General features: G+C 55.6%; 21 protein-coding genes. 14 read left to right on the forward strand and 7 right to left on the reverse strand.

Going from position 1 to position 20,758, the window contains the following annotated elements:
• Positions 1-84: 84 nt before the first annotated feature.
• Positions 85-1,035: an IS110 family RNA-guided transposase gene (locus H1S06_RS08145; protein WP_181737915.1), complete on the forward strand. Its 951-nt coding sequence runs from the start codon at positions 85-87 to the stop codon at positions 1,033-1,035.
• A gap of 28 nt (positions 1,036-1,063) precedes the next feature.
• On the opposite strand, the gene H1S06_RS08150 is transcribed toward H1S06_RS08145, so the two are convergent.
• Positions 1,064-1,612 carry a hypothetical protein gene (locus H1S06_RS08150; protein WP_181739034.1) on the reverse strand — a complete coding sequence of 183 codons (549 nt, stop codon included), beginning with the start codon at positions 1,610-1,612 and terminating at the stop codon, positions 1,064-1,066.
• Positions 1,613-1,614: 2 nt separating this feature from the next.
• Positions 1,615-2,664 (reverse strand): DUF262 domain-containing protein, encoded by a 1,050-nt coding sequence (locus H1S06_RS08155; RefSeq protein WP_181739036.1) that lies wholly within the window; start codon positions 2,662-2,664, stop codon positions 1,615-1,617.
• A gap of 245 nt (positions 2,665-2,909) precedes the next feature.
• Between H1S06_RS08155 and H1S06_RS08160 the strand changes: the two genes are divergently transcribed.
• Positions 2,910-3,875: an integron integrase gene (locus H1S06_RS08160; protein WP_181739038.1), complete on the forward strand. Its 966-nt coding sequence runs from the start codon at positions 2,910-2,912 to the stop codon at positions 3,873-3,875.
• Positions 3,876-3,978: 103 nt separating this feature from the next.
• Positions 3,979-4,368, forward strand: a complete 390-nt coding sequence (locus tag H1S06_RS08165; protein WP_181739040.1) for a universal stress protein — start codon at positions 3,979-3,981, stop codon at positions 4,366-4,368.
• An 82-nt stretch (positions 4,369-4,450) separates the two neighbouring features.
• Here the strand turns inward: H1S06_RS08165 and H1S06_RS08170 are convergent, their stop codons facing one another.
• The 3 genes from H1S06_RS08170 to H1S06_RS08180 are packed head-to-tail and all read right to left on the reverse strand — an operon-like array spanning position 4,451 to position 7,207.
• Entirely contained in the window at positions 4,451-5,074 is a 624-nt protein-coding gene (locus H1S06_RS08170) for a phosphoadenosine phosphosulfate reductase domain-containing protein (protein WP_181739042.1), read from the reverse strand.
• 14 nt (positions 5,075-5,088) lie between these two features.
• Entirely contained in the window at positions 5,089-5,565 is a 477-nt protein-coding gene (locus H1S06_RS08175; protein WP_181739044.1) for a DUF934 domain-containing protein, read from the reverse strand.
• Entirely contained in the window at positions 5,549-7,207 is a 1,659-nt protein-coding gene (locus tag H1S06_RS08180) for a nitrite/sulfite reductase (RefSeq protein ID WP_181739046.1), read from the reverse strand. The genes H1S06_RS08175 and H1S06_RS08180 overlap by 17 nt, the downstream gene beginning before the upstream one ends.
• A 281-nt stretch (positions 7,208-7,488) precedes the next feature.
• Between H1S06_RS08180 and cysD the strand changes: the two genes are divergently transcribed.
• The 11 genes from cysD (at position 7,489) to nth (ending at position 19,054) form a co-directional block, all read left to right on the forward strand.
• On the forward strand, positions 7,489-8,406 hold the full coding sequence (gene cysD, locus H1S06_RS08185) for a sulfate adenylyltransferase subunit CysD (RefSeq protein WP_181739393.1): 918 nt from the start codon (positions 7,489-7,491) through the stop codon (positions 8,404-8,406).
• Positions 8,407-8,518: 112 nt separating this feature from the next.
• Positions 8,519-10,180 (forward strand): sulfate adenylyltransferase subunit CysN, encoded by a 1,662-nt coding sequence (cysN, locus tag H1S06_RS08190; protein ID WP_181739048.1) that lies wholly within the window; start codon positions 8,519-8,521, stop codon positions 10,178-10,180.
• Positions 10,181-10,353: 173 nt separating this feature from the next.
• The gene (gene rsxA / locus H1S06_RS08195) at positions 10,354-10,935 is read left to right on the forward strand and encodes an electron transport complex subunit RsxA (protein WP_181739050.1); all 582 of its coding nucleotides are present in this window, start codon (positions 10,354-10,356) and stop codon (positions 10,933-10,935) included.
• A 13-nt stretch (positions 10,936-10,948) separates the two neighbouring features.
• Positions 10,949-11,542, forward strand: a complete 594-nt coding sequence (rsxB, locus tag H1S06_RS08200; protein WP_181739052.1) for an electron transport complex subunit RsxB — start codon at positions 10,949-10,951, stop codon at positions 11,540-11,542.
• Complete coding sequence (gene rsxC, locus H1S06_RS08205) at positions 11,542-13,848, forward strand: electron transport complex subunit RsxC (protein WP_181739054.1); 2,307 nt, start codon at positions 11,542-11,544, stop codon at positions 13,846-13,848. Before rsxB ends, rsxC begins: the two co-directional genes overlap by 1 nt.
• 45 nt (positions 13,849-13,893) lie before the next feature.
• Positions 13,894-14,949, forward strand: coding sequence for an electron transport complex subunit RsxD (rsxD, locus tag H1S06_RS08210; RefSeq protein WP_181739056.1), 1,056 nt, complete (start codon positions 13,894-13,896; stop codon positions 14,947-14,949).
• Positions 14,946-15,602: an electron transport complex subunit RsxG gene (rsxG, locus tag H1S06_RS08215; RefSeq protein WP_181739058.1), complete on the forward strand. Its 657-nt coding sequence runs from the start codon at positions 14,946-14,948 to the stop codon at positions 15,600-15,602. Before rsxD ends, rsxG begins: the two co-directional genes overlap by 4 nt.
• Positions 15,599-16,303: an electron transport complex subunit E gene (locus H1S06_RS08220; protein ID WP_181739060.1), complete on the forward strand. Its 705-nt coding sequence runs from the start codon at positions 15,599-15,601 to the stop codon at positions 16,301-16,303. Before rsxG ends, H1S06_RS08220 begins: the two co-directional genes overlap by 4 nt.
• 84 nt (positions 16,304-16,387) lie before the next feature.
• On the forward strand, positions 16,388-17,410 hold the full coding sequence (locus H1S06_RS08225; RefSeq protein ID WP_328515324.1) for a response regulator: 1,023 nt from the start codon (positions 16,388-16,390) through the stop codon (positions 17,408-17,410).
• Positions 17,407-18,381, forward strand: coding sequence for a sensor domain-containing diguanylate cyclase (locus H1S06_RS08230; RefSeq protein WP_255482959.1), 975 nt, complete (start codon positions 17,407-17,409; stop codon positions 18,379-18,381). Before H1S06_RS08225 ends, H1S06_RS08230 begins: the two co-directional genes overlap by 4 nt.
• 37 nt (positions 18,382-18,418) lie before the next feature.
• Positions 18,419-19,054 (forward strand): endonuclease III, encoded by a 636-nt coding sequence (gene nth / locus H1S06_RS08235; RefSeq protein ID WP_181739062.1) that lies wholly within the window; start codon positions 18,419-18,421, stop codon positions 19,052-19,054.
• A 291-nt stretch (positions 19,055-19,345) separates the two neighbouring features.
• On the opposite strand, the gene yfaE is transcribed toward nth, so the two are convergent.
• The gene (gene yfaE / locus H1S06_RS08240; protein ID WP_181739064.1) at positions 19,346-19,612 is read right to left on the reverse strand and encodes a class I ribonucleotide reductase maintenance protein YfaE; all 267 of its coding nucleotides are present in this window, start codon (positions 19,610-19,612) and stop codon (positions 19,346-19,348) included.
• Between the two features lie 11 nt (positions 19,613-19,623).
• On the reverse strand, positions 19,624-20,754 hold the full coding sequence (gene nrdB, locus H1S06_RS08245; RefSeq protein ID WP_181739066.1) for a class Ia ribonucleoside-diphosphate reductase subunit beta: 1,131 nt from the start codon (positions 20,752-20,754) through the stop codon (positions 19,624-19,626).
• Positions 20,755-20,758: the final 4 nt, after the last annotated feature.

Raw genomic sequence — 20,758 nt, forward strand, 5'->3', positions numbered from 1 at the left:
TAGCGCTGCATGACTCTTTAGCGATAACTCGAACAGTCATCGGGGCCCCGAGCCCGCATAGCAAGGCAGAGTCAGCTTATTACCATGAACACAGAAAGCCAAATCAGCATCAACGTCGGCGTAGACGTCGGCAAATCCAAACTCGATATCGTCCTGCATCCGCTGGACCTCCATTTCCAAATTTCGAACGACGAAGACAGCATCCTCAAGGTCGTTCATGTGCTGAAAAAGCGCAACATCGAACGCATCGTGGTCGAAGCCACAGGGCGCTATGAACACGCCTTCGTGTTTGCCTGCGATCAGGCCAACCTGCCCATTGTCGTCGTTAATCCCATCAGTGTCAGACGCTATGCCCAGGCCATCGGAGTACTGGCCAAAACGGACAAGATTGACGCCCGCGTGATTGCCCAATTCGCGGCCACTATACAGCCCGATATCAAGCCAATCCCTGACAAACAGTCTCGTCTTATCAAGGACTTACTGATTCGCCGTAGCCAGCTGCTTGAGATGCAGACGATGGAGAAAAACCGTCTCCAGATCTTGCCCAAAGCTCTGCATCGCTCTATCAAAACAGTGCTACGCTCGCTGGAAGCTCAGATAAAGACTATCACCAAACAGATCGATGAAGCGGTCATGCAGGTCAAGCACTGGCGTGTCAAAACCGAGATCCTGACCAGTGTGCCCGGTGTCGGAAAAGTCCTCGCCTATACCTTGCTCAGTGAGTTGCCTGAACTCGGCAAACTCAACCGCAAGGAAATCGCTGCACTCGTCGGTGTCGCGCCCATGAACCGCGAAAGTGGCTCCTGGAATGGCAAGCGACGCATCCGCGGAGGCCGTCACCGTATCCGCACGGTCATGTTCATGGCGATGCTGTCATCGATCCAATGTAACCCTGTATTCAAACGCTTCTACGAGCATCTGAAAGCCCAGGGCAAACTGCCCAAAGTGGCCATCATTGCCTGCATGCGCAAGCTGATCGTGGTGCTCAACACCATGCTCAAGAACGAGACACGATGGGGCGAAAATATTGCTTAAATATTTAACTAGACACCACAGTCACTTGTTACACGGCCATTCGCAAGACATAACTGTTGGCCGCCCCATCAAAAACTAAACCATCTAAATACCTAACTATATTGAGTAAGCCTGCGTACTCTTGATTAAAGTTATCCATTGTCTTTCGGTTTGCACTATACCAGTCTCTAGGATCTTCATTCGCATGAACATTTCGGTGTCGATTGAGACACAGTTCATTAAGAAATGTGATATCTCTAGGTTGATAGCCCGTGTTAATGTCGTTAGATATATCGTAACCAAGCTCATCTTCAATCAATCTCTTAATATTTGCGAACTCTGGATTGTTAAACCTTTTTAGCCTAGTAGACAAGTCGGCTAAATCTTGCGGACTAGTCCCTCTCATTACCATGCAGTTGTAAACTACATGCTTAACAGCAGCCTCTAGAAATCTACAAGCCAATACATATACAGTGATATCGAGTAACGCCTGTACCTTAATAGCAGCATACGTGTTTGGCTGATGTTGTACCGCAGAGCTGATACTGCCATCCAAGTTGCTTTTTAGCGTTTGGATTTCCGGGGAATTGAAGTTCATAATTACCCCCTAAATACATCAAGAGCAATATCAATTCTTTCCCGCACTACTGCTGTAGAGGTGGTAGCAGAACGCAATCGACCATTGTCCTCGATTATGGCAGAAAATTTTGACACCCCATCTCTGACATCGAACGTGTTATACCCACGCTTAATGCAAATCCCTAAAGCGACAAAAACTGTTTCAAGTAGATTCCTTTTAATCACTCCTTTACTTCTAAAGCTATCACTTTCTAACTCAGAAACTAGTAAGTCACAAACCTGTTGAAATAGTTGTACATTTTCCCTCATCTCTTCATCACGATTAATTGACTGGTAGTAGCTTAGGAACCGGCTCATTGGAGGGCGGTAATCTTCATAGCCATCAATTAAGGCCATAATGCGCAAAATCAATTCAATATCAGCCAGCCGGATATGAGGCCCTGAACCGAGAAGGTCTCGCCACGCAGGATAAGTGTTAAGCCTGTGTAGAACACTATTAAAACTTCCGGTATATACACAGTTTCTTACCTCTTGATTTGTAAGAGGAATACCACCTGTATTTATTCGATAGAATAACTCATGGACAATCTCTGGATTGAAATCAATATCATCTATAATTGTGGCGTTTTGCATTGAATTCATTAATCTACGCTGTAGATTAAGCGGTAGGTCTTTGTAGCTTTTTCCATCCCATGAACGACCATCCAACCCTACAAGCCTAAAATCATTTCCATTAGAAAATTGCTCTGTTACGAAAAAATAGATTGTTTTTAGTCTTTGCAACCCATCAATAACTATAAAATCTTCTCTCGCCGAATTTCGGCCAAAGAATAAATTTGGTGTTGGAAAACCAATTAATAGGGAGTCGATAAACAAACTGGCAGTTCGCTTATCCCATACAAAGTTCCTCTGAAACTCTGGTTCCAATTCAAGTTCTTGTCTTTGAATAAGGTCGATTAGAGTTGCTATATTGTAAGAAATTGAATACGAAGTTATCTTTGAAAAAGCATCTTCAGAGGAAAATTCAAAATCTTCCTCATAATCGTTATCAAAACTAAAACTTTTTATCATTTTATATAAATCCTTCCAAAATCCTGCGCATTCAATTTCGAGCCGTGTAACAGCCTGTTAATGAGGTCTTCGACCTCATAATAATTATTAGCGGGTATACCTTTTAATTCTGGTCACCGCTTCATAACTCGTTGAAAAATAATGGGTTGACACCAGAGCGTACGGACAAAAAGGTACTTTTCTCGACATCACGCCACCCAGCAGGTATAACGATCTGCATACATTTCATGGATGAGGTGTTGCTCATGTCAAAATCTCCCTTTCTCAAGTCCGTTGAGGACTTTATGCTGGTCCAGCGCTACAGCCGGCGGACGATCAGCACATATCTTTACTGGATCAAGTATTTCATTCTGTACAGCGGCAAGCGCCATCCAAGCCACCTGCATGATGAAGACATCATCCGCTTTCTGACCTTTCTTGCTGTTGAGCGCAATGTATCTGCCGGTACCCAAGCGCTTGCCCTGAACGCAATCGTCTTTCTCAAAACAAGATTTCTGGGCCAAACGGTGGGCGATCTGTCCGGCTACAGCACGGCCTCCAAGCCGCGCAAGCTGCCTGTCGTGCTGACCAATCAGGAGGTATCCGCTCTTCTCAGACAGCTGACTGGCGTCCACTATCTGATGGCGGCCATGTTGTACGGTTCTGGATTGCGGCGTATTGAACTGGTGCGCCTGAGAGCCAAGGATATCGATTTCGACTATCGGCAAATTCGGGTGATTAACGGCAAGGGTGGCAAACACCGGCTGGTGACGCTGGCGGAGGAACTGTTGCCCCTGCTGAGTCAGCAGGTAGAGCGGGTAGAGAATTATCTCAAGCAGGATTTGATGTGCGAAGGTTATGCGGGCGTGTGGTTGCCCGATGCACTTGCTCGCAAGTATCCCAATGCACCCTTTGAGTCTGGCTGGCATTACCTCTTCCCTGCTTCTCGCCTGAGTATTGACCCTGCCGGCAAACTCCTGCGCCGGCACCATTACGATGAGAGTAACCTGAACAAACTGATAAGAAAAGCGGCGCGAGATGCCGACATCCGCAAGCCGGTGTCCTGTCATACCCTTCGGCATTCATTCGCAACGCACTTGCTGCAGTCGGGCGTGGATATACGAACGGTACAGCAGCAGCTTGGCCATGCCGATGTGAAGACCACCGAGATCTATACGCATGTGTTGAAACAGGGCGCCCAGGGCGTCAAAAGCCCGTTAAGCACCCTGTGAAGGCCTCGCCCGTAAACGAAGATCGGGAGCTGCATGCCTCCCCGCCTCCCTTGAGCTGCTAAGCTTGTGTCAGATGCCTAACCCTTTAACCAGGAGAGAAGCAATGAGCTATCAACACGTCCTGGTCACCGTGGACTTGTCTGACGCAAGTAAAACACTTATCGATAAAGCCATCGAGCAAGCCAAACCGGCTCACAGCAAGCTTTCGATTGTTTATGTCGAAACAGACCGTCTGAGGGAAGACCCAAAAGAGGAGCAACGCATACAGGCGCAACTGCACAGTCTTGTTGATGAGTGTGGCTATCCCGTAACGGACACCTTGTCAGTCATCGGTGATTTACATATGAAGGTGGCCGGTCTGGTCGAGACCAGTGATATTGACCTGGTCGTATGTGGCCATCACCACACCCTGGTTAGCCGCCTATTCAGTTCAGTACCCAAACTCGTCAACAACGTGAAGGCTGACTTGCTGATCGTCAACCTCGGTTCATAACCGGCTCGATGAATAGCCGAGGAGGGTTATAACCATAAAAACCCGCACGCGGCGGGTTTTACAAGACAACGACAGAGTGGGATTACAGCTGCGTATGCAGCCCGCACTCACGGGTTTCGAGCGCCTTAGTCGGGTCGAAGTAGTCGTGTTCGTTGGGCAGGTTATGCTCGGCCAGGTAGGCGTCCATGTCCGCTTCGGTCCAATTGAACAGCGGTGCTACCTTGATGATACCGTCCTTGCTGGCAGAGACGATATCCAGTGACTGACGGAACTCGGTCTGGTCCTTGCGGATGGCGTTCAGCCAGAGATCCGGCTTCAGCTCGGCCAGTGCGCGCTGGAAAGGTTCCAGTTTGACCTGACGAGTGAACTCCTCGTGCTGAGGATCGTCCACCTCCGGGATGCCGCCCATCAGCACGTTACGGCGTGCGGCGCTCATCTCGGGGATGTAGGTGACGATATTCAGGTTCAGATCCTTGATCAGCTGTTCCGCGAAGCGGTAGGTAGCCGAGGTGTTGTAACCGGAATCCACCCACAGCACCTTGATGTCAGGCTTGGCCTGCACCGCCATGTGCAGGATCACCGACTCGTAGGGACGGAAGTTGGTGGTCACCAACGGCTGGTCGCTGTTGGCGATCGCCCAGGCGACGATTTCTTGCGGCGTCTTGCCAGCCAGTTCGGCGTTGGCGGCGGCCAGATCGATGCTCATTCCTGTTCTCCTTGTCAGCTTTGCGGATAGGCCGGACGGGTGACGGATGCGCCACCCTGGTAACGAACGCTCACTTCATCGAAGGCGTTCAGCACGTCCGGCGTGTAGCGATCTTCCGGCACCAGCAGGGCATCAAAGCCGCAGCGTTCCAGATGGGCCAGACGGTCGCGGGTTACATCACCTACGGCACGGAGCTGGCCCTTGTAATCGGCGCGACGCAGCAGACGCGCGATGCTGAAGCCACGGCCATCGGTGAAGGCCGGGAATTCCACCGCGATCAGTTCCACCTGTCCGTTCAGCGCCAGCACTTGGTCCAGGTCGTCGTCGCCGTTGACCTGCACGCCCACTTCACGACCGGCCAGGGCTTCGCGGTTTTCCAGCCACTGCGCCAGCGGCAGGATGACGGCGCCATCAGCGGGGATCGCCTGATCCTCTGCAACAGTGATCCACTTGTCTTCAGCTACCGGGGTGCGATCAATGATCAGCGGCATATACGGCCTCCTTGAACGGCTCTACTCCGACGCGACGGACCACTTCCAGAAAGCTTTCCGCTTCGGAGTCGCGCTGGTCGATGTACGTCAGCAAAATCTTTTCGATGGTGTTGGCCACTTCGTCAGCGGCGATCGCCTTGCCCAGCACCTTGCCCAGGGACGCTTCCGCTTCTGATGAGCCGCCCAAGGTAAACTGGTACCAGTCCTCGCCCTTCTTGTCGACGCCGAGGATACCGATATGACCCACGTGGTGGTGCGCACAGGCGTTGATGCAGCCTGACATATTCAGGCGCACTTCGCCCACGTCGTGCAGGTAGTCCACGTTCTCGAACTTCTCGTTGATCTGCTCGGCGATATTCAGCGTCTTGGCGTTGGCCAGACCGCAGAAGTCGAAACCGGGGCAGACAATCATGTCGGTCAGGGTGCCGATGTTCGGGCGCGCCAGGTTGTTGGCATTGAGGCTGTTCCACACTTCGTGCAGGTCACTCTGCTTCACGTCGGCCAGCACCAGGTTCTGGTGGTGGGTCGCACGGATCTCGCCGAAGGAGAAGCGGTCCGCCAGGTCGGCCACGGCTTCCATCTGCAGGTCGGTGATATCACCCGGCGCCTTCAGGTAGGGCTTCAGCGATACCACGACGATACGGTAACCCGGCACCTTGTGCTCGACGGTGTTGCGCTCGTACCAGGCACGGAAGTCATCGTTCTGGGCCAGCAGTGCATCCAGGTTGCTGTCGGCGGCCTCGGCGGCATACGCCGGCGGTGCGAACTGCGCCTTAACCTTGTCGATCTCGTCCTGGGACAGGCGCAAATCGGACTCGCGAATCTCGGCCCACTCCGCTTCTACCTGCTCACGGAAGGCATCGATCCCCATGGCGTTCACCAGGATCTTGATACGCGCCTTGTACTTGTTGTCGCGGCGACCGTTCAGGTTGTACACGCGGAGAATCGCGTCCAGGTAGGACAGCAGATCCTGCGGTGCCAGGAACGGGTTGATCTGCTTGCCGATTACCGGCGTACGGCCCAGCCCGCCACCGACCAGCACTTCGAAACCGATCTCGCCGGCATCGTTCTTGACCAGGTGCAAACCGATATCGTGTACCTGGGACGCGGCACGGTCTTCGGGACCGCCGGTGACGGCGATCTTGAACTTGCGCGGCAGATAGGCGAATTCGGGGTGCAGTGTAGACCACTGACGGATGATCTCGCACCAGGGGCGCGGGTCTTCCAGTTCGCTGGCGATCACGCCGGCGTAGGGATCGGTGGTGGTGTTACGGATACAGTTGCCGGAGGTCTGGATGGCGTGCATCTGCACTTCGGCCAGCTCGGCCAGAATGTCAGGCACCGACTCCAGCGTCGGCCAGTTGTACTGGATATTGGTGCGCGTGGTGAAGTGGCCGTAGCTCTTGTCGTAGGTGCGGGCAATATGGGCCAGCTTGCGCATCTGGGTCGAAGACAGCAGACCGTAGGGAACGGCCACACGCAGCATCGGGGCCTGACGCTGGATATAAAGGCCATTCATCAGGCGCAGGGCACGAAACTCCTCATCAGGCAGTTCGCCTGCCAGGTAGCGACGGGTCTGGTCGCGATACTGCGCAACCCGTTCGTCTACCAGCTTCTGGTCCACTTCGGTGTACTGGTACATGTCAGGTCAACCTTGTTATTGACAGGGTATTGAAACAGAGTGCCATGCTACCGATCGATCTTTATAACGTAAAATAATAATTAATAATTTTGTTATTCCATTTTGAGTCATGAACAACCAACACCAGGCATCGCGCCCACCCCTGCCTCATATTACTTATAGCTATATAAGAATGAATATATATTCTTTTTTATTTTAACAACTCTTGCTCATAATGCCGTTCAGTTATGAGACCTCCCCTGCGAGGCTCCGTGTATCACACCTAGTGAAAGAGTCGCATGATGAACCTGTTGCCGGAACACCGCCTGACCCATCTGAAACAGCTCGAAGCTGAAAGCATTCACATCATCCGCGAGGTGGCTGCCGAGTTCGATAATCCGGTCATGCTCTACTCCATCGGCAAGGATTCATCCGTGATGCTGCACCTTGCCCGCAAGGCCTTTTACCCCGGTAAACCCCCTTTCCCGCTGCTGCACGTGGACACCACCTGGAAATTCAAGGAGATGATCCAGTTCCGTGACAGGATGGCGGAAGAAGCCGGCATGGACCTGATCGTACATATCAACCCGGAAGGCGTTGAAATGGGTATCAGCCCGTTCGTGCATGGCTCTGCCAAACACACCGACATCATGAAAACCCAGGGGCTGAAGCAGGCATTGAACCAGTACAAATTCGATGCGGCCTTTGGCGGTGCCCGCCGTGACGAGGAGAAATCCCGCGCCAAGGAACGCGTTTTCTCCTTCCGTGACAAGCACCACCGCTGGGACCCGAAAAACCAGCGCCCGGAGCTGTGGAACACCTACAACACCCGTGTCGATAAGGGTGAGAGCATCCGTGTTTTCCCGCTGTCCAACTGGACCGAGCTGGATATCTGGCAGTACATCCACCTGGAGCAGATTCCGATCGTACCGCTCTACTTCTCCGCGGTGCGTCCGGTGGTTGAGCGCGACGGCATGCTGATCATGGTCGATGATGAACGTCTGCCGCTGGCCGACGGCGAAGTGCCAATGATGAAGAACATCCGTTTCCGCACCCTGGGGTGTTACCCGCTGACCGGTGCCGTGGAATCCGATGCCGACACGCTGCCGGAGATCATCCAGGAGATGCTGCTGACCACGACATCAGAGCGGCAGGGCCGAGCCATCGACCACGACAGTGCCGGCTCCATGGAACAGAAAAAAATCGAAGGATATTTCTGATCCTCAGTTTAGAAGCGGTTACAGCATTCATCGTGACAGCCAACCGCGCGCGCAGATGCAACTCGGTTCGCGCCGGACAGGCTTCACAGACAGAACACGGGAAGAGAGAATAATGTCACACCAATCCGATCTGATCGCCACCGACATCGACGCTTATCTGGATCAGCACGAAAACAAGGAGCTGCTGCGCTTTCTGACCTGCGGCAGCGTGGACGACGGCAAGTCCACCCTGATCGGTCGCCTGCTGCACGATTCCAAAATGATCTATGAAGATCAGCTGGCCGCAATCCAGAACGACAGCAAGAAAGTCGGCACCACCGGTGACGAAGTAGACCTGGCGCTGCTGGTTGACGGCCTGCAGGCCGAGCGTGAACAGGGCATCACCATTGACGTGGCCTACCGCTACTTTTCCACGGCCAAACGCAAGTTCATCATCGCCGATACCCCGGGGCATGAACAGTACACCCGCAACATGGCCACCGGCGCATCCACCTGCGACCTGGCAATCATCCTGATCGATGCCCGCCATGGTGTGCAAGTGCAGACCCGCCGCCACAGTTTCATTGTGTCACTGCTGGGTATCAAGCATACCGTCGTCGCCATCAACAAGATGGATCTGGTGGACTTCAGCCAAGAGCGCTTCGACGCCATCAAGCAGGACTATCTGAACTTCGCCAAGGGATTGGGCCTGAAGGATATTCACTTCACGCCGATCTCCGCACTCAAGGGCGACAACGTAGTGAACCCATCGGAACACATGCCCTGGTACACCGGCGCATCGCTGATGCAGACTCTGGAAAGCGTGGCAGTGGCGGGTGATGCCAACTTCGACGAACTGCGCTTCCCGGTTCAGTATGTAAACCGTCCAAACCTGAACTTCCGGGGCTACTGTGGCACCCTGAGGGCCGGTATTGTCCGCCCCGGAGATGACGTTACCGTTCTGCCCTCCGGCAAGTCGAGCAAGGTAAAATCGATCGTAACCTTCGACGGCGACCTGGCTGAAGCCTTTGCACCCATGTCCGTCACCCTGACTCTGGAAGACGAGATCGATATTTCCCGTGGCGACCTGATTGTCCATAGTCATCAGGTGCCGGAGCCCAGCTCGCAGCTGTCGGCCCACTTGGTCTGGATGTCCGAACAGGAACTGGTGCCCGGTCGCAGTTACGACATCAAGCTGGCCAGCACCCGTACCGCTGGTACGGTCAGCACGATTCATCATCGTATTGACGTCAACACATTGGAGCAGGCACCGGCCACCACCCTGGGGCTGAACGAAATTGCACGGGTTGATATTCAGCTCGAAAAACCGGTCATAGCTGACAATTACTACCGCCACAAGGGCACCGGGTCATTCATCATTATTGATCGCCTGACCAATGCCACCGTCGCCGCCGGCATGGTCGAAGCCGCAGTCGATGATACCTTGGCGGTTGAACTGCGCGATGCTTCAGTCATCACAACTGAACTGAGAGCACGCCGCTGTGGTCAAACGGCTGCACTGATCCGGTTGGAAGGTGGCACCGACAACCAATACGCGACGCTCCTTTTCACACTGGAAGAGCAGCTGTTCAACCGTGGTCGACTGCCACTGGCGCTGACCGATCAGAGCGAAGATCAGGCAAATGCACTCAAGGCCGCCGGACTGCTGCTACTGAGTGACCGAACCGACCTGCAGGCGGACCTGACCCTGTCATTGGACAGGATTCAAGACCGGTCACCGGCGGCACAAGTCTCGGCACTCCTGCAACAAATCGAGCAGGCAGGGTTCATCTGACCCGCCCGCCGCAGGAAGCAAACCGGCCCCAGGGGCCGGTTTTCGGCTCTGCCGTTGCCGGACGGCCGCATTGGAGTGATACCCTGAGGTGACAAAATCCGGTAAAATTCAGCAGAATCTAATACGCTCTGCAGGCCTTTTGTCCTGCAGAGAGCGAGGCAATGACAGGGGCTATGACTGATTTTCTGCTCATCCTGATCAGCACGGTGCTGGTGAACAATTTTGTTTTGGTACAGTTCCTGGGGCTGTGTCCCTTTATGGGCGTGTCCAACAAGCTGGAAACGGCCATGGGCATGTCACTGGCAACCACCTTTGTGCTCACGCTGTCATCGGTGTGCAGCTATTTGGTCTATACCACACTGCTGGCGCCCTTCGGGCTCGAGTATCTGCAAACGATCGCTTTTATCCTGGTGATTGCCGTAGTGGTGCAGTTCACCGAAATGGTGGTACACAAAACCAGTCCCATGCTGTACAAGCTGCTGGGTATTTTCCTGCCGCTGATTACCACCAACTGCGCCGTACTGGGTGTCGCGCTGCTCAACATCAAGAAGCAGAACGGCTTTGTCGAGTCGATCGCCTACGGGTTCGGAGCCGCCGTCGGCTTTTCGCTGGCACTGGTGCTGTTTTCCGCAATCCGTGAACGCATTGCTGTCGCTGATGTTCCCGTCCCCTTTCGTGGTGCCGCCATCGGCATGGTCACCGCTGGACTGATGTCGCTGGCCTTCATGGGCTTTGCCGGCCTCGTGCAGTTCTGAGGCGGAGTACGCGATGAGCACAGTGATTACCGCAATCCTGATTCTGTTCGGCCTGGCAGTCGTCTTCGGCATTATCCTCGGCTATGCATCCGTCCGCTTTCGGGTGGAGGGCAACCCGATTGTTGAGCAAATTGACGCCCTGCTGCCGCAAACCCAATGCGGGCAGTGCGGCTACCCCGGCTGCCGCCCTTACGCCGAAGCAATCGCCAACGGCGATGCCATCAACAAATGCCCGCCCGGCGGGCAAAGTACCATTGAGTCACTGGCCGATTTGCTGGATGTGGAAGCCATTCCCCTGGATGCCGAGCACGGTGAAGAAAAGCCCAAAATGATCGCATTCATTCGCGAAGATGAATGTATCGGCTGCACCAAATGCATCCAGGCCTGCCCCGTGGACGCCATTCTGGGTGCCGCCAAGCAGATGCATACGGTGATTACCGATGAATGCACCGGCTGCGACCTGTGTGTAGAACCTTGCCCTGTGGACTGTATCGATATGATTCCGGTGGAAACCACCATTACCAACTGGAAGTGGCCGGCTCCCACCGAGTCGCGCAACCTGATTGCCACCGACCGCGGGCGCGGCCTGCAACAGGAGGCACACTGATGGGTAAGGTGTTTGCATTTCATGGCGGTATCCATCCGCCCGAAAACAAGAAACAGTCCACACGCACGCCGATCCGACCGGCTCCCCTGCCCAAACGGCTGTACCTTCCACTGCAGCAGCATATCGGCACGTCTGCCAGCCCGCTGGTGAACGTGGGTGACCGCGTGCTCAAGGGACAGATGATCGCCGAGCCGGTCGGCCGCATCAGCGCTTCGTTGCATGCCCCCACCTCAGGCACCATACGCTCTATCGGCCCCCATCCCGTGCCCCACGCCTCAGGGCTGGAGTCCGATTGCATCGTCATCGACAGCGACGGACTGGATGAATGGGAGGAACATCAGGGCCTTGAGGACTATACAAGCCTTAAACCCGGCGCCCTGATCGACCACATTCGTCGCTGTGGCATCGCCGGCATGGGCGGAGCGGGCTTCCCGACCGACGTTAAGCTGCACTTGGGCGACGACCACATCGTCAACACGCTGATTATCAACGCCGCCGAATGTGAGCCCTACATCACCGCCGATGACATGCTGATGCGCGAGCGCGCCGATGAAATCCTGGGCGGCATTCGGGTCATCAGCCATCTGCTCAAGCCCAGCCATATCATCATCGGCATTGAGGACAACAAGTCCCACGCCATTCGCACCCTGCGCACCGCGCTCAAGGAGTGTGAGCTGAATATCGACATTCGCGTAGTGCCAACCAAATACCCTTCCGGGGGCGAGCGTCAGTTGATTCAGCTGCTGACCGGTCTGGAAGTACCCAGCGGCAAAATCCCCGCTGATATTGGCATCGTCTGCCAAAACATCGGCACCACGGCAGCCATCTACCGTGCGGTACACTTCGGTGAACCACTGATCTCACGCATCGTAACCGTAACCGGTGATGCCGTGGCCCAGCCCCAGAATCTGGAAGCGCTGATCGGCACCCCCTTCGCCGACCTGCTGGATGCGGCCCACGTGTACGAAGACAGGCTCTACCGTCTGGTAATGGGTGGTCCCATGATGGGCATGACGGTTGAGCATGATCAGATTCCGGTCATCAAGACCACCAACTGCATCATTGCCGCCAGCCGGGACGAAATGCCTCCCGCCCCACCCGAACAGCCTTGTATCCGCTGCAATATGTGCGAACAGGTATGTCCGGTGACCCTGCTGCCGCAGCAGCTGTACTGGTTTGCCAAGGGGCGCGAATTCGATAAGGCCAAACACCATAACCTGTTCGACTGTATCGAATGCGGCGCCTGCGCCTATGTCTGCCCCAGCAGCATTCCTTTGGTTCAGTATTACCGTTTCGCCAAGTCTGAAATTCGCACCGAAGAGGCAGAGCAACACAAGGCCGACCACGCTCGCGAACGCTTCGAGGCACGCCAGGCCCGCCTGGAGCGCGAACAGGAAGAAAAGGAAGCGCGCCGCAAAGCCCGTGCCGAGGAAGCCGCTCGAGCACAAAAAGCGCGTAAAGCCGAACCTGCCGACACGCCCACTGCAGCCCCGGCTCTGGATATCAATGCACTTAAAACCGCCGCTGCCGTGGCGCGTACCAAACTGAAAAAAGCCCAGAAGGCTCTGAATACCGCACGAGAAAGCGGCGAGGGCGACCTGCCGGCACTGGAAGCCGCTGTCGCCGCCGCTCAAGGCAGTAGTGATCAGGCTCAACACGCGCTGGAGCAAGCCAACTCGAGCACCGCCTCAGGCATAACGGCCAATGTCGACCTTAAACAGCTGAAAACGGCGGCGGCCGTGGCCCGCACCAAGCTGAAAAAAGCTCGAGACGCGCTCAAGAATGCCGAGGACAAGGGACTTGAGGGGCTCGACAAGCTGAGAGCGACCGTTACGACACTGGAACAGAAAGCCGAGGCTGCCGATCAGGCGCACCAGCAGGCCGAACAGGCAGCCACGCCAGCTGACAACACGCCACCGACAGATCTGAAAGCGCTGAAGCAGCAGGTGTCCATTATGCGCACCAAGCTGAAAAAGGCGGAAGCGGCCCTCGCGAATCTCGAAGGGGAGGCTCGGACTCAGGCCGAACAGGCATTGACCGAATTACGTCAGCGCCACGCTGCTGCAGACCAGGCCTTCAAGGCTGCCGAGCAGATGCAAATCGAAGCCGCGGCCGCGCAGGGCGTTGATCTCAAGAAACTGAAGGTCGATGCCGCCATGGCACGTGCGGCCGTGACCAAACTGGAGCGTGCTCTGGGCAAAACCGAAGATGAACAGGAGCGCACCGCCCTGGAGTCACAACTGGTCACCGCACGCGACAAGGCGGAACAGCTGAACACAACCCTGCAACAGCATGCACCGGACTGACGTCATGCTGTTGCATCCGTTTACCGTTAATGGGGTCGTACCGACATGTCTTTGATCCGAATGAGTTCACCTCATGTCTATAAGAGCAACACCACCAGCAATGTGATGCGGCTGGTGCTCATCGCCACCCTGCCCGGCATCACCGCCCTGACCGTCTTTTTCGGCTGGGGCACGCTGATCCAAATCCTTTGGGCCGGCGTGCTGGCGCTGGCATTTGAGGCCACCATCCTGAAACTGCGCCACCGCCCGCCGGGGTTATACCTGCGTGATGGCAGCGCACTCGTGACCGCACTACTGCTGGCTGTTGCCATACCGCCCTTTGCTCCCTGGTGGGTCACGGCGGTCGGCGTCTTTGTCGCCATTGTCATTGCCAAACAGCTGTACGGCGGGCTGGGGCAGAACCCGTTCAACCCTGCCATGGTGGCCTATGCATTGCTGCTGATTTCATTTCCGGTCGAAATGACACGCTGGACCGCACCTTTCGCCCTGAACGGGGATGGCTGGCCCATTGCCTCCTTTGTCGACACCCTGGGCGCCATTTTCGGCTCCGCCGAATCCCTGTGGTACGACAGTTTTACCGGTGCCACGCCGCTGGATGAACTGCGTCATCGCGGCGGCCTGACCACTGAGGAGGCTTGGCGACAGTCTCAGGTGTTGTCCGTTGGTATCGGCGCCTGGTATGCCGTCAGCGCTGCCTGGCTCATGGGCGGTATTTTCCTGCTGTACCGCAAGATCATCACCTGGCATGCTCCGCTGTCGATGCTGTTGGCCCTGATGATCTGCGCCGGAATGTTCTACGGCTTCGACCCCGACAACTATGCCAGCCCCTTCTTTCACCTCGGCACAGGGGCCACGATGCTGGCGGCTTTCTTTATCATCACGGACCCGGTTTCCAGCGCCACCAGCAATCGTGGGCGGATTATTTTCGGGGCCAGCATCGGCATTCTGATCTTCATCATTCGCACCTGGGGCAACTACCCTGATGGCGTGGCCTTTGCCGTCCTGCTGATGAACCTGGCCGCTCCCTTTATTGATCTGTATTCTCAGCCACGCAGCTATGGCCACACCACGGCCAACAAGGGACGAGGAGGCAAGGCATGAACGGAGTTTTTAATGCCATTCGCAGCAACGCCATCGCGATCGGCCTCTTCGCCATCGTGACCTCGGCCGTTATCGCCTTTACTCAACTGGCCACCCAGACGCGCATCAGTCACAACAAGGCCGAATTCCAGGCCCGCGCGCTGTTCGAAATCGTCCCCCGGTCACTGGACCCCGAACTGGTCAGCCACACCATGCAGATCTCAGCCCCGGAACTGGGCAGCAAGGAGCCGATACAGGTCTACCAGGCCATCCGCAACGGGCAGGTCGAAGCCGTTCTGATGCCGGTCACGGCTCCCGATGGCTATAGCGGCGACATTGAGCTTCTGGTCGGTATTCATGCCGACAGCTCACTGGCCGGTATACGCGTGCTCAGTCACAAGGAAACCCCCGGGCTGGGCGACAAGGTCGAGTTGAGTAAATCCGACTGGATCCTGTCATTCTCCGATGCACGCATGGCGACCGGCGGCGACGACAGCTGGGCAGTAAAAAAGGATGGTGGCCGCTTTGACCAGTTTACCGGTGCCACCATCACCCCTCGCGCCATCGTGGCAGCCGCCGCCCGCGCCATCGAGTTCTTCCGTGTTCACCGCACACGTCTGCTGACACCGGTTACCGACCCGGCGCAGACTCAGGCAGCAGGAGCAACAGAATGAGTGTCGACTACCGCAAGATCACGCTGGATGGCCTCTGGCACAACAACCCGGCCCTGGTCCAGTTGTTGGGGCTCTGCCCCCTGCTGGCCGTCACCGCCTCCGTCGTCAACGCACTGGGGCTGGGTATCGCCAGCACCCTGGTTCTGGTCAGTTCCAACCTGACCGTTTCCCTGTTCCGCAAGCTGGTACCGGAAACCGTGCGTCTACCGATTTTCGTAATGATCATCGCCTCCTTTGTCACCGCCATCGAACTGGTGATGCAGGCACTGACCTACGAGCTGTACCTGATTCTCGGCATTTTCATCCCGCTGATTGTCACCAACTGCGCCATCATGGGCCGCGCCGACGCCTTTGCGGTGAAAAACCCGGTACGGGCATCCGTGTTGGACGGATTCATGATGGGGGTCGGCTTCACCCTGGTACTGGTTTTACTGGGCGGGCTGCGCGAAGTGCTGGGTACCGGCGTCCTGTTCGGCAACATGCACCTGCTGTTTGGCGAAACCGCCCGTAGCTGGGAACTGACCCTGTTCGACAACTACCCCGGTTTTCTGTTCGCCATTCTGCCACCGGGCGCCTTCGTTGGCCTGGGGCTGATGATTGCCCTGAAAAATGTCTTCGACGCTCGCCTTGAACGACGCCGACGGGCGCAGTCCTCCCCCATCGACAACGCACCATCCAAACGTGTACGTGTGACCGGCTGACCACACCGGCACCGAGGTGTTGTATCCCTCGGTGCTTTTGACTACTCTGAAAAGTTAATACATTCATGAGTTGCAGGAGCCAGGGTGGGCAGACCTCTTCCCGTCATCATCTGTGACGATTCACAATTGGCACGCAGGCAGATGGAACGGGCACTTGCGCCCTGGAATCTTGCGATCACCCATGCCAAACACGGACTGGAAGCACTGGAAGCGATTCGGGCCGGCAAGGGCGCACTGCTGTTTTTGGACCTGAACATGCCGCTGATGGACGGTTACGAGGTGCTGGAACGCATTCAGCGCCAGGACCTGCCCGTACTGACCATTGTCGTCTCCGGCGATATCCAGCCGGAAGCCCACGCCCGCGTCCGCCGACTCGGCGCACTGGATTTCATCCGCAAACCCATCGACCTGACACTCCTGAGCCGGTCACTGCATACCTTTGGCCTGCTGGAAGAGCTCAATTCAGCACCGCCACCCTCGTCACTACCTTTTTCCCAGCCACCCGCTGTCAGCTCGCCGCTCGAACAAGCCCGCCACCTGCACGGGCATTATCAGGAACTGGCCAACATCGCCATGGGACAAGCCGCCTCATTGCTGGCGAGACTGCTCGACACCTTCATCGAGCTTCCGGTGCCGGATATCAAACTGGTCGATTCAGCCGAGCTGGAGATAGCCCTGCAACAGGCCGTCAACCGAGACACGGTCACCACCCTCTGCCAGGGCTTTATCGCTCCCGGTATTTCCGGCGAGGCACTGCTGATCCTGAACGGCAACCATCATGAACAGCTCGCTCAACTGCTGGACCATTACGGCGAAATCACCCCGCAGATCCGGCGCGAGCTTGCCATGGAAGTAGCGACCCTGCTGGTCGGCGCTTTTCTCAACGGCCTGGGGCAGCAACTGGACCTGAATTTCAGCCAAAGCTCCCCCATGCTGCTGGAGAGTCTGCCCGACAACCGGCAGACCCGCAGAGAACGCTCAGATCATATTCTCTGCATCGATATCGACTACCGCATCGAAGGACTGAAAATGGACTGCAACCTGCTGTTTCTACTGACGGAAGATTCACTTCCGACACTGAATGAGCTGATGAGCCACCTGTCATGAAGATGCCCCTCGAACCGGAACTGACCGCAAAAGAGTTTCACTGGCAGCTTGGGCTGCTGCAGAACCTGGATGTCGGGCTGGTCGTTCTGGATACCGACCATCGCGTAGTGGTCTGGAACAGTTTCATGGCCAACCACTCGGGCATCAGCGACCCCCAAGCCTGCGGCAAACGCCTGCCTGAACTGTTCAACCATTTTCCCGACAGCTGGTTCACACGCAAGCTCAACAGCGTTTTTGTGCTGCGTAACCGAGCATTCATCACTTGGGAAGAACGCTCCTACCTGTTCCGTTTCAAGCCGCACCACCCGATTACCGGCACCGCCGAATTCATGTACCAGAATGTCACCCTGATCCCGCTCTCCTCACCCAACGGTGAAGTCGAGCACGTTGGCATCATGGTGTATGACATGACGGCCGTTGCCATCAGCCAGGAGGCTTTACGTACCGCCAACGAAAAGCTTGCTCGGCTCAGCCGCATTGACAGACTGAGCGGGCTGAGCAACCGTGGTCACTGGGAGTCCTGCCTGCGCCGGGAGTATGAACGCTTCTGTCGCACCCAGACCCCGTCAAGCCTGGTGATGCTGGATGTGGATCATTTCAAGAAGGTTAACGACACCTATGGCCATCAGGCCGGTGACAAGGTCATCCGCACCCTGGCCGACCTGCTGCGCCAGCATGCACGCAGTACCGACGTAACGGGACGGTACGGCGGCGAGGAGTTCGGCGTGTTACTGGTCAATACGGATGAAGATAACGCAGCCATTTTTGCCGAGCGGGTACGCAACGCCGTCCAGATGCTGCAATTGGAGCATTCACCCCACCGGATCGCATTTACCGTCAGCCTGGGTATCGCCGAGGTCAACAACGCGCACCAGTCCCACGAAGAGTGGATTCAATCTGCCGACCGGGCCCTCTATACCTCCAAGAACAGCGGTCGCAACCGTACCACCCTGGCCGGGGATCTGGAATAATGGCAGGCCCATTAGCATTCAGCCCATAGCCAGAGACATGAACGCCGACAAGCGATACCAGATTTTCAGCCGACTGCAGGCACAGAACCCCCACCCTGAAACCGAGCTTGAATACAACTCGCCCTTCGAACTCCTGATCGCCGTACTGCTCTCCGCCCAGGCAACCGATGTCAGCGTCAACAAGGCCACCCGCAAGCTGTTCCCCGTGGCCAACACTCCGGAGAGCATGCTGGCACTGGGGGTCGAAGGCGTGAAGGAATACATCAAGACAATAGGCCTGTTCAATACCAAGGCCGAAAACGTCATCAAGACCTGCCGCCTGCTGATTGAGCAGCATGACAGCGAAGTTCCTCAGACTCGGGATGCACTCGAAAAGCTGCCCGGTGTCGGTCGCAAAACCGCCAACGTGGTGCTCAACACCGCTTTTGGCCAACCCGCCATGGCTGTCGATACCCATATATTCAGGGTTTCAAACCGCACCCGCATCGCACCCGGGAAAACGGTCCTGGAAGTCGAGAAAAAGCTGATGCGCTTTGTACCCAAACCCTTTCTGATCGATGCCCATCACTGGCTGATTCTGCATGGCCGCTACGTCTGCACCGCACGCAAACCGCGTTGCGGCGCCTGCGTCATCGAGGATCTGTGTGAATTCAAAGAAAAAACCGAGTTTTGATCACCTGACCGATTACTCACAAAATCTGTGGATAAAACTGTTGATAGATCTTGAAAGAATGGCCCAAGGCAGCGAATTCAAAGGCTTTCAGCGAATTGGTAATAAAATCACCAATTTGAGATATTTTTATTTAAAATCAATAAGTTACATATGTCAATAGCGTTTCAGGAATGTTTCATCCATGGTTATGCACCGCCCTGGCTCGCTCCCCGACAACATGTGAACAAGTTCAAAAAAAAAGCGCCCTGTCAAGGCGCTTTTTTCCAAATTAACCGGTATTCCATGACCCTTTCAGTCCTCGGGCAATGCAACTTCGATATGACTGCGGGGACGGCAGCAACAGGCCAGAATTTCGCCTTCCTTCAGGTCGACCAGACTGTCCTGAACATAATCCACTTCGCCTTCCAGCAACTTTAACTTGCAGCAGCCGCAGTAGCCGCCACGACAGTTGTAGGGAGCCGGTATCTTTTGCGCTTCCAGCGCATCCAGCAGCGAAAACTCATATTGATAGTAAAAGGTGTGGTAGTTGTTAACCTTGATGCGTGGAATACCCGACATGGCCACCTCGGTTACAGATCAAATCCGTCAAAATCGTGCGTATCAACCTCATTGTCGATCTGGCCGACCAGGTAGGAGCTGATCTCGGCCTCTTGGGGCGCAACCTGCACGTTGTCACTGACCAGCCAGCCATTCATCCAGGGCAGCGGGTTTTGACGTGCCGGGAAGATCTCCCGCAATCCCAGAGCCTTCATCCGCACGTTGGTAATGTATTCGACATAATCACCCAGAATGCGCGCATTCAAACCAATCATCGAGCCTTCGCTGAACAGGTACTCGGCCCATTCCTTTTCCTGCTGCGCCGCTTCACGGAAGATCTCGTACACCTGCTCTTCGCATTCGACTGCGATCTGCCGAAAATCGGGATCATCACTGCCGGAAGCCATCAGGTTGAGCATGTGCTGGGTACCGGTCAGGTGCAGCGCTTCATCACGCGCAATCAACTTGATGATTTTGGCGTTACCTTCCATCAGCGCCCGTTCGGCAAACGCAAAAGAGCAGGCAAAGCTGACGTAAAAGCGAATCGCCTCCAGCACATTCACCGACACCAGCGTCAGGTATAGCTTCCTCTTCAGGTTGTACATCGTTGCATCATGGTGCTCGCCACCAATCTGATGTACACCTTCGCCATGCACGCCATAGACATTCACCAGGTGAATGAATTCGTCATACAGACGCGTGACCGCTTCCGCACGCTTGATGATCTCCGGGTTGGTCACGATCTGATCGAACACTTCCGACGGTTCGGTCACGATATTACGGATAATGTGCGTGTAGGAGCGACTGTGGATGGTCTCACTGAATGCCCAGGTTTCAAACCAGGTTTCCAGCTCAGGCAAGGACACCACCGGCAGGAAGGCTACATTGGGCGAGCGTCCCTGCACCGAGTCCAACAGCGTCTGGTATTTCAGATTGCTCAGGAAGATATGCTTTTCATGGTCCGGCATGTCCATGAAGTCCTTGCGATCATTGGTCAGATCCACCTCCTCCGGACGCCAGAAGAATGACAGCTGCTTCTCGATCAGTTTTTCAAAGATCGGATATTTCTGCTTGTCATAGCGCGCCACATTCACGGGACGACCAAAAAACATGGGTTCGAGCGTGGCATCGTGGTTGCTGGGGCTGAAAGTGGAGTATGACATGGAT

This window comes from Marinobacterium marinum (assembly GCF_013868415.1).
Lineage (GTDB): Bacteria > Pseudomonadota > Gammaproteobacteria > Pseudomonadales > Balneatricaceae > Marinobacterium > Marinobacterium marinum.